This is a genomic window from Pseudanabaena sp. PCC 6802 (assembly GCF_000332175.1).
Taxonomy (GTDB): domain Bacteria; phylum Cyanobacteriota; class Cyanobacteriia; order Pseudanabaenales; family Pseudanabaenaceae; genus PCC-6802.
The window spans coordinates 1,145,897-1,159,821 of record NZ_KB235914.1; the positions used below are offsets into that span (position 1 = coordinate 1,145,897).

Annotated in this window: 10 protein-coding genes; 2 read left to right on the forward strand and 8 right to left on the reverse strand. The window is 46.5% G+C overall.

The annotated features are described in order from the left end of the window. Positions 1–77 precede the first annotated feature (77 nt). From PSE6802_RS0110620 to PSE6802_RS0110655, 8 genes are all read right to left on the reverse strand, one after another. Positions 78–2,420, reverse strand: coding sequence for a methyl-accepting chemotaxis protein (locus PSE6802_RS0110620; RefSeq protein WP_019500046.1), 2,343 nt, complete (start codon positions 2,418–2,420; stop codon positions 78–80). 55 nt (positions 2,421–2,475) lie between these two features. Beyond that, positions 2,476–5,379: a methyl-accepting chemotaxis protein gene (locus tag PSE6802_RS0110625; protein ID WP_019500047.1), complete on the reverse strand. Its 2,904-nt coding sequence runs from the start codon at positions 5,377–5,379 to the stop codon at positions 2,476–2,478. 149 nt (positions 5,380–5,528) lie between these two features. Then, a complete protein-coding gene (locus tag PSE6802_RS0110630) occupies positions 5,529–6,071 on the reverse strand; it encodes a chemotaxis protein CheW (protein ID WP_083901686.1) in 543 nt (180 codons plus the stop codon). Next, on the reverse strand, positions 6,068–6,427 hold the full coding sequence (locus tag PSE6802_RS0110635) for a response regulator (protein WP_019500049.1): 360 nt from the start codon (positions 6,425–6,427) through the stop codon (positions 6,068–6,070). Before PSE6802_RS0110635 ends, PSE6802_RS0110630 begins: the two co-directional genes overlap by 4 nt. Before the next feature lie 324 nt (positions 6,428–6,751). Then, the gene (locus tag PSE6802_RS0110640; RefSeq protein WP_036945614.1) at positions 6,752–8,329 is read right to left on the reverse strand and encodes a CmpA/NrtA family ABC transporter substrate-binding protein; all 1,578 of its coding nucleotides are present in this window, start codon (positions 8,327–8,329) and stop codon (positions 6,752–6,754) included. Between the two features lie 370 nt (positions 8,330–8,699). Then, positions 8,700–9,059, reverse strand: a complete 360-nt coding sequence (locus PSE6802_RS0110645) for a response regulator (RefSeq protein ID WP_019500051.1) — start codon at positions 9,057–9,059, stop codon at positions 8,700–8,702. A gap of 183 nt (positions 9,060–9,242) precedes the next feature. Continuing rightward, positions 9,243–10,436, reverse strand: a complete 1,194-nt coding sequence (locus PSE6802_RS0110650) for a response regulator (protein WP_019500052.1) — start codon at positions 10,434–10,436, stop codon at positions 9,243–9,245. A 646-nt stretch (positions 10,437–11,082) separates the two neighbouring features. Further along, positions 11,083–11,340: a CRR7 family NDH-1 assembly protein gene (locus tag PSE6802_RS0110655; protein WP_019500053.1), complete on the reverse strand. Its 258-nt coding sequence runs from the start codon at positions 11,338–11,340 to the stop codon at positions 11,083–11,085. Between the two features lie 41 nt (positions 11,341–11,381). Here PSE6802_RS0110655 and scpB point away from each other — a divergent pair, with 41 nt between their 5' ends. Together scpB and PSE6802_RS0110665 are read left to right on the forward strand one after the other, a co-directional pair. Then, positions 11,382–12,083, forward strand: a complete 702-nt coding sequence (scpB, locus tag PSE6802_RS30970; protein ID WP_019500054.1) for an SMC-Scp complex subunit ScpB — start codon at positions 11,382–11,384, stop codon at positions 12,081–12,083. A gap of 129 nt (positions 12,084–12,212) precedes the next feature. Further along, positions 12,213–13,487, forward strand: a complete 1,275-nt coding sequence (locus PSE6802_RS0110665) for a retropepsin-like aspartic protease (protein WP_019500055.1) — start codon at positions 12,213–12,215, stop codon at positions 13,485–13,487. Positions 13,488–13,925 lie beyond the last annotated feature (438 nt).

The window sequence follows — 13,925 nt, forward strand, 5'->3', positions numbered from 1 at the left end:
GTTTGTCTCTGATGATGGGGGTGACACGAAACCAAGGATAAAGTTCTATATTGTAGGAATTACCAACCCGCGATCGCCTAGGTATGCGATATCTCAGCTTGCTCGATCGCTTCTTCTGGCAAACGGAAGAATTGCATCCGCGTGAGTAGTTGTTCTGACAAATTACCCATCGATTCTGATTGCGCCTGTGTTGTTTGAGTCAGTTGCGCGGTACGTTCTGCGAGTTGGGCGATATTGCGCATCGCTTGAGCGGTTGACTGGGAAGTTTCCACAATCTTTTGACTGGATTGTCCCACGGCATCACCTACTTGCACTACTTGCTCAGTTGTAGTTTGCACGTTATGAAAAGCCTGGTTAGATTCAGTTACAATCGTGTCGAAACTGGCAACTAGTTGAGCCAGATCCCTCACTTCCTTGTTAACAGCAGAAATGAGTTCGTGCACTTCCGTCGATTGTTGTTTTAGCCCAGATAGTCCGGCAAATGCTTGTTTAGACAACTCGCCAATCTGATTGGCGATCGCTTTGAACTCCAAGCCGGATTTGCGGAATTCCTGCGGATCTTTTTGTGCTAGGGCTTTAGCACCAAGCTGGTCGGCACTCAGCGATAGCATCTGCGTCATAGAAGCCACCTGACTTTGTTCCTGGGCAAAGCGATCGGCCAGGTTGACGAATGCTTCCAGCTCTTTAGTGCGTACGCTAATTGCGCCCATCCCCTGCTGCAATAGTTCAAACCCGTGGCTAAGGCTACTGATGGAGACTTGCCCTTTTTCCACAGCACTGCGGGCAGCGAGCAGTGACTGGTTTGTTTTAATCACGTTCTCCAATGCTTCTTTGGCGATCTTTTCTACATCTTCAGTCAGGTTTAATACCTCAGCGATCGACTGTGACTGTGCATCTGAGTTGTTTGCCACGATGCCGTTCATATCTTCCAGGTTCTTGGCACCTGCGGTCACCTGCCGGGCGGTTTGCAGTACCTGCCCTAGGGTTTGGGCTAATTCTTCGATCAGGCGGTTGAGCGTGTCAGATACAAGACCCGTGGCGCGATCGCTGACTTCAGCCTGTACGGTCAGGTCTCCCCCTTCTAGCGCCGATACCACATCCAGGATATGTCCAACGTCAGATTGCACAGCCTCGCTCTCTTGCAACATTTGAGTTTGCAGTTCGATGGTCTGGTTGCTGGCCTGGGCTTCCTCCAGCAGGGCTTTAATCCGGTTGGTCATCTGGTTGAGGTTATCTCCCAACAGCGCGATTTCATCTTCGCCCTGCACCTCGACTCGGGTATCGAGATCTCCCATACCCACCTTCTGCATGGCTTGCGTGGTATCGAGAATCGGTCGCGTGACTCGGCGAGCTAGATAAGCGGCGATCGCTGCCACCAGCAAGACCGTTATACCAGTACCGATTAGTAGCGTAGTCAGTAATTGCCGTTGCGGTGCATAGGCAACATTTGTATCAATTGCAAGCACCGTACCCCATTGCAAATCGGGAAAGTTGGGAATCTGGGCAATGGGTGCATAGGAAACCAGTTGTTCGGCATTATCGATCTTATCAACTGTGACGAAGCTACCCGCCTGCTTTTGCGTCTTCAACACACTCAAACCACGAAAGTCATCGATTGCGCTTCTACGAAGTTGTTCTTGTTCCTTGGCGATGAAAAACTTGCCACTAGCATCAAAGACGTGAAACTCTTCAGATTCACTTTCAAATCCTTTGACAATTTCATCTAAAGCGCTCACTGGCATACGAGAACGAACTACAGCGATGACTTTATCTGTGCCCTGCTCCTTGACTACAGTAGCAAAGTGGATGACCAACTTACCAGAAGATTTTGAGATCGAGGGCTGACTGATAACAGGAGCAGAACTCTTGAGGGCAGCCTGAAAGTAATCGCGGTCTTTGTGATTGTCCAGCGGCGTGCCTTGAGATTGGACAATGAGATTGCCTTCGAGGTCGAACACGGCAATGCTGTCATAAACTCGATAGGCTTCCACAAAGCGATCCAGCGCTTCCTGTTTGTTTTTTTGAGATATAATCTCTCTGACTTTGGGGTCTCTCAAGATCGGGAGGCTAGACATAATCTGAATATCCCCATAGCGCTCGAACATGAAGCTGCTCAACCTGGTAGATAATTCTTGAGCGCGTTCTGTTTCAGCGCGGCTAATTTGGGTGGAAACCGATTGGTTGGCAAAGTAGTAGGCGATCGCTCCAGTCGCAACTACAGGTAGAGTGCCAATGGCGATCGCCGCCAGTGTAGCTTTGATCCGAATGCTCGACCAGAAAGAGCGTTTACTCGATCGAGCGGAGCGATCGCGATTATCTGCTTGAGATTGCTTTTCTATTTGAGACTGTTCGATTCCTGCTAGAGATGGCTCTAGATCGGTTGGAGTTAGTGCGGTAGGCTTTGGAGAAGTTGTCGTCATAATGATTCTCAAAGGATGATTTAGCTTAGGAACAAAGGGACTTGGGGAAATGAAGTTATAGCGATGCTGCTACTTCGGCGAAACTGGGAATTTTATGAGATTCTGATGAGTTCTCCTCTGCGTTCTCTGATGGCAATTGCGCCCAGTCGGCTGGCTGGCCAGCGGTATCATTATCCTGAGCCATCTCAGTGGGTAGCTGGAAGAACTGAATCCGCTGGAGTAGTTGTTGGGATAGATTCTCCATTTGCTCGGACTGCGATCGCGTCGATTGCGTTAGTAAGGCGGTCGTGTTGGCGAGGTTGGCAATATCCTGCATTGCTTTAGCGGTTGCTTGGGCAGCTTTAAGCACCTCCTGGTTGGATAGCGTTACCGCTTCACCTGCCTGTACGACCTCACCAGTAGTCGTCTCAATGTTGCGGAACACCTGGTTTGACTGTTCTACACCCTTGGTAAAACCATTTACCAGGCCGCCCAAACCCTGGACTACAGTATCGATGCTAGATACTACGGCGTTAATTTGCGAGGTGCGTTGCTGTAGCGATTCCAAGCCAGTATTGGTCTGTTGAGCCAGATTACCGACCTGACCGGCGATCGCTTCAAATTCCCGTGCCACCACCCCAAACTTTCTGGGATCTTTTTGTTCGGAAGCGCGGGCAGCTACTAGCGTGGCGTTGAGAGCCAGTACTTGAGTCAGCGATGCAATCTGACTTTGCTCTTGTACGAACTGTTCCGCCAGACCGACGAATTCCCCTAGAGTCTTCATCCCCTGCACGATCCGATCCGTACCTTGGCGCAGCACTTCAATTCCTTCGTTTAGCTCGACGATCGAGGTTCGGCCTTGTTCCACCTCAGAACGAGCCTCCTGCAAAGCGCGGTTGGTCAGATCGACTTGCTCCCCTGCATTTTGCGATGACTGCTCTACTTGCTCGGTTAAACTTAATACCTGTGCTACCTCTTGGGCCTGGCGATCGGCGTTAGTTGCCACAATTTGAGCTAAATCCTCCAGGTTAATTGCCCCGGCAGAAACCTGTTGGGAAGTGGTTTGTACCTGCCCCAACACCTCACCCAACTGCTCTAGCAAGCGGTTAAACGTATCCGCTACCAGTCCAGTAGTTCTGTCGCTCACTCGGGCGCGGGTAGTCAAATCCCCATCTTCTACCGCCGATACAACGTCGAGTAAATCGCCTACTTCACCTTGTAGTAATTGACTTTCTACTGCTAGGGAGAGGAGGTTCGCGATCGACGTGACAAAGCTTTGCTCTTCTGCTTTCCATTGTCTTGGCGTTCCTACCTGTTCGCAGCGAACCGTCCCAATTGTCCGACCTGCACTTTGGATGGGAATATCCAGCATCGATACAATATCTAGAGGCTTCAGGTAGACTTCTGCAAGTTTACTGGTAGCGGGATGAGTATATGCATCATCGGCAACGATACTAGGCTCGCGTTCCAGCGTTTGGAAGTAGGTTGGGAAGTCAGCAGTTTTTAATTCTATTCCCTTTGTATGTTGTTCGGTTTGGCTGTCGAACAGATCGAAACTAGAGAGAATGTTGCGGTCGTTGTTATAAAACCAGACGCTAACCCGCGCAATGTTAAGCGTCTTTGCAGTTGCCTCTGTAAAGGCTTTAGCGGCAACGCTCACATCCCCAATCAGCAAACCATCGTTTTTAGCTAGTTCTCTCAAAGTATCGTTTTGCTGTGTCAGTTTTTCTGCGTTCTGGCGCTGAGTTTCAAGCAAAGTTTGAATCTGACTAGCCATCTGGTTAATGTTACTACCCAAAATCGCTAGTTCGTCGTTACCTTGAACTTGAAGGCGAGTATCCAGATCGCCTTGACCCAATTTTTCCACCGCCGATGATGCGCGGACAATTGGTTGGGTGAATCGGTTAGCGAGCAAAACCGCCAATGCTCCTACTAAGATCGCCGCAACTCCAGTACCAATCCCTAAAGTGCGCAATAAGTCTTTTTGGGGCTTGAAAGCAACATCTGTCGAAACTGACTGCAAGGCACTCCAATTTAGCAGTGGCAGGCTGCCAAATTTAGGCATGGGAGTATAGCCAAGCAGTTGTTGCGTATTGTCTAGCTGGCGAACGGTGACAAGGCTACCTGTTTGTCCCTTGCTAGTCAATGCATCTAATTTAGAGAAACTGGTTGTCAGATCTTTGCCTAAAATATCTGGTTTGCTGGAAATAAAGATTTTTCCTGAGGCATCAGCAATATAATAGTCGTTACCAGCTTCAGCAAAGGTTTTGGTGACATCATCGATGAATGTAATGGGTAAGCGAGCGAGTGCCACTGCGATCGGTTTGTCAGAACCTTTCTCTTTTACGGGAGCGACGATGGTTATGACTTTATTCTGAGTAATTTCCGATTCTTCGGGCTTACTAATATAGGGAATCTGATTGTCGAGTAATGACTTGAAAACCTCAAAGGAGGAAATGTCTGGAGTCGGAAGACCATTTGTAGAGTTAACAATTAATTTGCCGTTTAATCCGTAGATGGCAATGCTGTCATAGACTTCATAAATTTCTGCTAGTTTATCCAGGGCTTCTTGCTGACCTGTAGTCGTTGCTATGGCCTGGAGTTTAGGATCTTTGAGAATTGGCAGACTGGCAATGGTTTGAATATTGCTATAACGGTCAGCCATAAAGCGGTTAACTTTTTCTGATAGTAAATCCGCCTTCTTTTTTTGGTCAGCAGTAATTTGTTGAGAGATGGATTGGTTAGCAAAGTAATAGGCAACGCCCCCGATCGCGATTACAGGCAAAGTCCCGATCGCCATTGCCAGGAGAGTAGCTTTAACGCGAAGGCTCGACCATATAGATCTCTTAGAGCGCCGATCGGGTCGATCGGATGAAAGCGATCGCTCGATCCGATCGTCGATCTGTGGATTGGATTCTAGAGAAGAATCTCGATCGAGCGCTGAAGTAGTGATAGATTCTGAAGAAGAAGTTGAAGTCATAGGGGTTACCTGGGCGAGGTGACTAATAAATAGAAAGAGGGTAGTTTGGGAAATCCAGGAGATTAGCGATATTGAGGATAATGCCAGCGGGAAGTACTAGTGGAGATTCAACCAGATGTAAAATAAGCTCAAATAAACAAAAGCCAAGCCTAATTAGACTTAGCTTTTATCCATCTCTGCGGTTGCCACAGTTGCTCATCCAGGATTTCTGGTCGAAATAGGCGCATGTCGAGATCGCCTTCAGATGATTTGATAGCCTGATTAGGCGCGAACAAATTGGATGGAAGTTGGGAAAGAGAGCGACTGCCTAAGACTGCATCTACAACCAGACCTAGATCGGCTAGATCCCCAGCAGCGCTGCTGAGCCTCACAACTGTTAAACTGCTTCTGGCGATCCCGGTCATCGGTATGCCAAAAACCTGGCGGAGCGAGACGAGAGCGACAATTTTTCCATCGTAATGGATCGCGCCCAAACAAGCTGGATGGTAGAAGGGGACGGTCAAAACCTGAGACTGGGAAAAGATAGTAATATCTGCAATTATTGAAGATGGGAATACAAAAGTGAATCGATCGAGACGTGCCAGCATATAGGTCTGAGCGTAGTCGCGATCGCTAAAGTCATCTGTATTTGCAGAATTTTCTCCAGTTACCCAAGCATCCGCATTGGCGATCGACTCTGAAGTATTCATCATTTAACCTTCGCTAAAACTTGCGCTAAGCTTTCTGGTGTTACAGGCTTGACTAAATAATCATTTGCGCCCGCTCGCGTAATGCCATAATTGACCTCCACGGGAGTTTTTTTACTGGAGCAAAAAATGACGTACTGTTGTGCCGTTTTTGCGTTAGAGCGCAATTCTCTCAAGAATTTGTAACCATCGCGCTCGGGCATGATGATGTCGAGGAATATTGCTTTGTAGTCCTTTTTAGCAATTAATTCGCTAGCCTCAGCCGAACTAGTACAAGCATCGACTAAATGTCCTAAACCTCCCAGAAGAGAGGTCAACAGATGCCTGTCTACTGTACTATCATCAACAACCAAAACTTCCATTAACTCTTTACTCCTTGTTGTACTTAACACTCTCGATCGATTATTCCCAAGAATTTATGAGATCGACTCATGTATCCTGGATTTAAACTTTAAGCAGATGTTCTTAGAAAGGGAGCGGAATAGTAGAGTAATCGATATAGCTAAATAGTTGCATTAGTCGTACTATATCCGATCCCAAATCCTGTTTAGTTAATACCCCCTTTTACTTGAAGTCTGCCTTCGCGGAATTTGTTCGCGTGCCTTTCAGTCACCAGTCAATAGATTGTGCGATCGCAGAACTCATGTAAATAGAGATCTTCTGAAAAGGGAGACTATGGAGAAATCTCAAACTTTGAATTTAGCGATCTGCGCCTGGATGTATGCTTCAGGATTAGCAGGGTCGAACGTGTCAAATTTTAGCTTCTCCACGCGCGTCCCCTCTGCAGGTGGATTTAAGCCTAGCCCTTTAGACACATCTCTAACTAAATCTGTCAGGTAAATTTGTTGGGCAAGTTTATCGTAGTCGGCTTGCTCTTTTGGCATCTGCCGCCAGCGCACCATCTGCGACATAATCCATTTGGCAAAGCTCTGCCACGGAAAAGGTTCGAACAGAACGCTATCGGGTGCGTTGACCTTATTACCCAGTCCGTCATCAAACTGGCCTGTCAGCGCTGCTTTAAGTGCAGGTTCGGGTATACCTAAAAACTCAGGCTTAGCCAGTACTTGCGCCACTTCTTCCCGATTGTTGAAGTCGTTAGCGTAGGCCGATCCTTCCACAACAGCAGTCGTGAGAGCGCGGAAAGTATTGGGGTGTGCGTCAATCCATTTTTGGCTCGCACCAAACGCACAGCAAGGGTGCCCAGACCACAAGTCTTTAGACAGTAGGTGGAGGAAGCCGATCTTCCTGGCAGTAATCGCCACTTGCGCCACGCTATTTGGCAGTAAAAACCCATCAATTTGTCCTACGGTCATCTTAGAAATAGCTTCCGGAGGAGGCATAGGAATAATCTTGAGATCCTTGTCTGGGTTCAAACCGCCAGTGGCAACGTAATAGCGCAGCAGCAGGTTGTGGATAGAAAAAACAAAGGGAACGCCAATTTCCAACCCCTTGAAGTCAGCCGGACCTTTGACTTTTCCTTTGTGCTTATTGGCCAGCACTAGTGTATCCCCGTTATTATTTTGCACGCAGGCCAGTTTCACCGATGTGGGCACCGAACCTAAACCTACAGTCATAGCGATCGGCATGGGTGAGAGCATGTGGTAGGCATCCAATTCACCAGCGATAATGGAATCGCGAACGGCTGGCCAACCTTTCATTTTGACTAGATTGACCTCTAGCCCGTGCTTCTTGTAGAAGTCCTTCGCCTGCGCCATAATCAAAGGAGACGCACAGCTAATCGAGATAAATCCAACACTGAGAGGTCCAGATTTCTCTAACTTGCCAGTTGCTGGCTGTGGAGCTTGAGTCGTTTCCTGACTCGGGCAGCCAGTAAGGGTCACAACTGCCGCCGCCGCTGCTACTTTGATCAAGAAATCTCGTCGCCGAAAATGACTTGCCCTAATGGCATCGCTCATAAATTCAGTAGCGTAGGGGCCGAAGGCGGCAGCCAGGGCTTCCTCTACTCCCCCTGCCAACCCAATGAGATCGCCGCATATCTGCTTTTGCTCTGGAGTTCCCCCCAGTGCGAGCGCGATCAAATCTGCTTTCATCTCTGCATGACTCAGAGATTCACCAAAGGAAAGCGAGGGATCGCTATACAACCCCATCTCGACAAAGTCATCAATCAGATCGATGGGATCTTGAGGCATCTCAGAGACAAACTTCCAATGCTCGTCCTCTACATGAGATCCCCCGCAGGAACATTTTACCAAACTACTCAAAGAGTATGACCTATTCCCCGCGATCGCTTCTAAGATGTTCATAGTATATTGCTCATTGAAGTTAATTTTAAATTTACATCGTTTTCAAGGATTAAACTATTAAATTTCATCCACTTCCATCTGTTAAGTTCTCAATTTATCTATTTATTAACTGATTTTGTGTGGAAATATAATCTCTCTCAATCCGCATGTAAACCAATAGTAAATGGTTGTAGGGGGGGTATAGCCTCCGTTCTGGTTCTGGTTCCCTCTCCCCGAGGGAGAGGGGTTAGGGTTCCAGGCTCTTCCACTTAAGGTCAGTTATTAAGAGCGAACTAACTCGGAACTTCCAAGGTTCGGATTAAACAAGCGCCATCCCAATTGCTACCCAGCACCTAGGTGCTTTATTGAGGCATTATTCTAGATCGTGCGATTAAGCGACTTTCTGTAAAGCTTGAGATACGCTTTCCGCAGTAGCAGGCTTTGTGATATAATCGTTTGCCCCGGCGCGATTGACACCGTAGTTGACCTCTACGGGAGTTTTCTTGCTAGAGCAAATGATTACGTGTTGTTTAGCGGTGCGATCGTTAGAACGCAGTTCTCGCAAAAACTTGTATCCGTCTTGTTCTGGCATCACGATATCGAGGAAAACAGCTTGATAGTTGCCTGATAAAATTCGCTCTAAAGTACCAACGGCACTCTCACAGGCATCAACCTGATGGCCTAAGCCTTCCAAAATCGAGGTCAAAAGGTGTCTATCAACCGCACTATCGTCAACAACTAAGAATTTCATGTTTACTCCCTAATTTACTTGTTTATTTGCAATCGAAGTTTTCAGATTTTGAAAGCGGGCAATCGAAGATCGGGAAATGATAGCGATCGCCTTCTTGACCTTTACATACGAACTCTAAAAGAATTCAGTAGTAAACTCTACACATCTCAATTGCAGCAACTAACAGCTTTTGCTGCGATCGACTTAAAGTAATAATGCCTCATTCGACTCAACGGGAGCCATTTCCTGTAACATTCCATACAAATCGCTACGAAAAGTCGGAATTTCATGAGTGCTTTGCGGTTTGGAAAGAAACTTGCAATTAGCCCACTGAGCGCGCCACTGGTTAGAAAGGGTTTTCTCCGCTGTGAGCAGGACTAGCGGTATCGCAGCTAATTTAGGTTGGCGGCGAATTAGTTTGATCAAGTCAAACCCAGTAGCCCCAGGCATATTAATGTCTAGGAATATTACCGACGGATTTGAGTTACACATTTCCTGCACGGCGGTGAGTGAGTTATGAGAATGACTAACCCGATATCCCCATTTTGTCACCAATTGGCGAAACTGCTGAACTAAAATTGGCGAGTCGTCCACAATAAATATTTCCGGCTGAGAACCTGTAGCATCATCTTCTCCCTCTCCCTTTTTAGCTGATATTAAACCTAGCTTGAATATTGGAGCCAGCATTTTGGCTACATCCAATGTGTCTTTGCTCATATATAGAGCGATATCGTTCATGGAGCGATCGTCCACAACTAGGTTTTTCAACTGTTGTTTTTGACTATCCGTTAGCTTTGACGCATCTACTTTTTTGAGGTCGATTGTCAAAGCTCGATCTGGTGAAGGTATGTACCTGAACAACTGAGCCCACTGCTCGTGCCGCTTTGCCGATTCCATTAATAAGCTTTCTATATCAAACCCGCGAATAGGAGCGTTAATCAGTAAGGATTCGTCGGGGATAAAATTAGCTTTTCCGGCTCTGTCATATAAATAAGTGTCAAAATCCGCTAAGGTCTTGAGTTTTAGAGCTTTGAGTACATCATCTTGAGTAACCAGCTTCATATTCATGAGGCGTGTCATGCACTTACCAGTTGGTAAAGCCCCATCCATAAATAGCTCTACTTCCATTTCCTCAAAAGCTTGTTTGGAAGCTGGGCTGCGCAACTGGAATATAAATCGTTGCAAAGTAGAGCTTAAAGCTTTCCAAGATAAAGGCAGCGTACCTGAGAACACGACCCAACCTCTCACGATTGCCAGGAACAGAGTTGGCGTTGTGTCGTTATTATTACTGTCTAACTGAATGCGCCAGTATCCTGTGAGTGTCTCATTACAAGACTTACGAAGCTGCTCCGCAAGCTCTGAAGCCTCAAAAGAGAAGCTTAAAGAATCTTGTAACATTTAATTCCTCCGTGTTGTGATACCATAAGTCACCTGAATGCCAAAAGAGAAGTTTAACAATAGACCGACCGTTGATAGGCTGGTCGATCAACAGTCAGCATGTATAAATACGAAATAGACAAATAAGAACTATTTATGCTTGTTATTCAGTGGAATTGTTCATCGTTCGTTGTTCGGTAGTTAAGAGAATATTTAATTTAGCAAGCACTCCTATGGGATGTAGTGTAACTAGGTTGGTGGAGAAAACTTAATATCCCTCACAGCCTGAGTGCGGTTAACAATTAAGGTACTTAGAATGCTGTTACGTGACTTTAAATCCCTGCTGTCGGTTAGTTTTGACGATCGGGGGTTAAGGTATATTTAAAGAGAGATTTGTTTTGATGTCCCCCATAATTCGCTAAATTCACTAAATGTAGCTTAGACATAGCTTCAGTTAATTGTGATGTTGATGACTTTACAAAAATCTTACAAAAATAATATACCCAAAAAAAAACCGACCCTATCATTCCTACCTGGAATATTTTCTTGGGACTGCGATCGCTTTTTTCTCCTAATCTGCCCTAATATTGCCGAATTCCTCCACATACATTGCAAACGCAGTATTTTACTACAGCAATAGTAAAGAAACAGGAAACTTTTGTAGATTTTATTTCTCCAGGCGCACGGCGTACCATTGCCACACGCCATCATCACCACAGTCAAGATCGCAGGCGGTTTTGACCAGTCGCTGCACCTGTTCTTCAATAGTAGGAATATTTTGTAAATCGTACGGTAAATTATCTTGCATTTTTGCTAGTAAGTTGGCGAGAATACTCTCCAGCTCAGGCAGGTTCGCAAACTGTTCGGTCATGCCAGGTGCAAGCACGACGTAATTATCTTCGTAATACATCATAGAATCTGGCATATTCTGTGACTCCTGAAATACCCTGTTGTTAACATCTTGCCATGATTAATGAACTTAGCAACGAACTCAACGATCGACTAAGCACAGTTACCAATGAACTTGCTAGCGAACCAATCAAGGAACTTAGCGATCCGTTTAACGACGATCCTGACAAACTTACCAATAAAGTCGCTAGCGAACCAGTTAACGAACCAGTTAGCGAACCAGTTAGCGAACCAGTTAGCGAACTAGTGAATCGACCAACTAATGAAAAACCCAATGAGCCAGGTGTAAATCCGCTTAAACAAAAGATCGAGGCGATTTTATATTTGAAAGGGCAGGCTATGAGCCTGGACAAAATTGCTGAGTATGCTGGCTGCGATCGCCCCACAGTAGAGGAAGGTTTGCTCGATCTGCTGGCTGACTACACTCACCGCGACAGTGCCCTCGAAATTGTGGAAACCAATGCGGGATTTGCCCTCCGGCTCAAGCCAGAGTTTACCGATCTAGTGCAAAAGATCGTTCCCGCCGATCTCGGACGCGGCGAACTGAAGACGCTCGCAGCGATCGCGCTTAAAAGTCCGATCGCTCAAGTAGATCTAGTAGACTTGCGCGGTTCTAGTGCTTATCAGCACATCCAGGAATTAGTGGCTCAAGGATTTGTGCGCAAGCGCAGGCAGTCCGACGGTCGCTCCTATTGGCTGAACGTAACCGATAAGTTTCACCAATATTTCGAGCTAAAAGATTTGTCGGAACTAATTTGATCGTGGATATATCAAATTAGTCTGTATCAAAATTTACATTACCTCTCATTATTTTTAATTTCCCCAGTCAGGAGATATCCCAGCTAGAATATCAAGCACGATTTATTCTATTTATACCTGCGGTTAACAATGGATATCAAAGCTTGGAGTATAGCCGTCACTAGTGCAACCATTGTCTGTGGCGCGATCGCTTACCTGGTTCTGGCACGACCGTTTTCCCCATCGCCAACCGACAATCCCCAACCCTTATCGACAGATTTCTCTAAAGATAAAGATATTGCCACAAGCAATCCACAGGTTGCGGGGAAAGTCGAGCGTTCCGCCCACCTCGAACGGGAAAAATTAGGGCGATCGCTATTTCAGTCCATGCTGAAGTGCGTTAGTGGCAAAGTCCCCCAAGCCTACAAACAGCCTCCTGAAGCTATTCAAGCTGCCTCCATGCATTGCTTTATGACTGTAGTCGTTCTAGATCCCAAGGGCAAAGTGCGCGCCGACGCAGAAGAGCGCCTCAATGCGGTCGTGAAGGCATCCGGCATAAAGGTCGAGCCACCAAAAAGCAATGGGCAAGCGTCAGTGCCATTGCAACAGTTACCCGGTAGTTCTGTATTTACAGTGCCAGTTGCGATCGCGGGAAAATCTCAGACCTTTCTTTTAGATACGGGGGCTTCTTCCTCGATCGTGGACACTGAAACGGCAAAGCAACTGGGGATTAAGGGGACAAAATTTCCCAACGAACTCATGAAGTATTTTGTAGTTGGGGATGACTGTTCCAATGTCAACGCATCTATGCATATCCTGCCAACGCTATCTGTAGATCGGGCAACGGTCGCTGGTCTATCTGGCATGGGACTATCCCGGACAGCTATCCCAGGTAATTTGGCGGGTGTATTGGGGATGGACTTCCTCAGCGGGTTCGACCTGGAACTCGATCCGAAACAGAAAACATTGAAGCTATTGCCCTCATCAGCATCGCGATCGCCAGGTAATAGTAATGTTATTCCTTTGACGGGCAAAATGGGGGTCATGACTGCCCAAGTGCGGATCGACGAGCGGGGGCCATTCACTTTTGCACTCGATACAGGTGCAGATGTCATGGTAGTATCCCAACGCACGGCACGGAAACTAGGGCTAGGTCTAGATAATGCTGAAGAGATTGATGTTCAGGGCTTTTGCGGTCGTGAAAAAGGCAAAAAATCTCGCTTTCAAAGTTTTGAGATGGGCGGACAGAAAGTCGGACAGATTGATGTCATTATCCTCAACAACGATCTATTAGATTTACTTGGAGTAGAAGGCATTGTCGGACAAAGTTTTTTAAATCGCTACCAGCAATATTGGGAATTTGGCGATCGCGGCGTGCTGGGATTTCCTGCCCAAGGGAGCCTGGTTCTGACCAAGCTGCCATAATCCGCACGAATTATTCCTTATTGCCTGGCGACCAGAAGTCGCGGCTATACAAACAAAGTCTGCCGTCGCAGACTGTAGAAAAAGGGGTTAATACCAAATCTACTTGTCTTAGCTACACATTCGATCCCCCCTAGCCCCCCTTAAAAAGGGGAATCAACTCATAGTCCCGCTTTTTAAGGAGGATTTAGAGGGATCTTGATTTGTAGCGCCACTTTCCAGAATTGGTATATACAGATCCGGATTTGGTATCACTTAGGATTGCTATATATGTCTACATATAGATATATATGCCTATATATTTCTTAATATTGCGAATATACCTTTGCAGACACGCTAATTTGAGGCGCTTTGTTTGGCAATGTTGGTGCAGTTGTCAAGATCGCGAAGCCCATAACCTTAAGAAATGTACTGAAAGTTACAAATTTAGCGATTTAGCTA

Bases quoted from the DNA above. Each gene is read 5' to 3' on its own strand.
- PSE6802_RS0110620 (WP_019500046.1), bottom strand. From the start codon at position 2,420: ATGACGACAACTTCTCCAAAGCCTACCGCACTAACTCCAACCGATCTA.
- PSE6802_RS0110625 (WP_019500047.1), bottom strand. From the start codon at position 5,379: ATGACTTCAACTTCTTCTTCAGAATCTATCACTACTTCAGCGCTCGAT.
- PSE6802_RS0110630 (WP_083901686.1), bottom strand. From the start codon at position 6,071: ATGATGAATACTTCAGAGTCGATCGCCAATGCGGATGCTTGGGTAACT.
- PSE6802_RS0110635 (WP_019500049.1), bottom strand. From the start codon at position 6,427: ATGGAAGTTTTGGTTGTTGATGATAGTACAGTAGACAGGCATCTGTTG.
- PSE6802_RS0110640 (WP_036945614.1), bottom strand. From the start codon at position 8,329: ATGAACATCTTAGAAGCGATCGCGGGGAATAGGTCATACTCTTTGAGT.
- PSE6802_RS0110645 (WP_019500051.1), bottom strand. From the start codon at position 9,059: ATGAAATTCTTAGTTGTTGACGATAGTGCGGTTGATAGACACCTTTTG.
- PSE6802_RS0110650 (WP_019500052.1), bottom strand. From the start codon at position 10,436: ATGTTACAAGATTCTTTAAGCTTCTCTTTTGAGGCTTCAGAGCTTGCG.
- PSE6802_RS0110655 (WP_019500053.1), bottom strand. From the start codon at position 11,340: ATGCCAGATTCTATGATGTATTACGAAGATAATTACGTCGTGCTTGCA.
- scpB (WP_019500054.1), top strand. From the start codon at position 11,382: ATGATTAATGAACTTAGCAACGAACTCAACGATCGACTAAGCACAGTT.
- PSE6802_RS0110665 (WP_019500055.1), top strand. From the start codon at position 12,213: ATGGATATCAAAGCTTGGAGTATAGCCGTCACTAGTGCAACCATTGTC.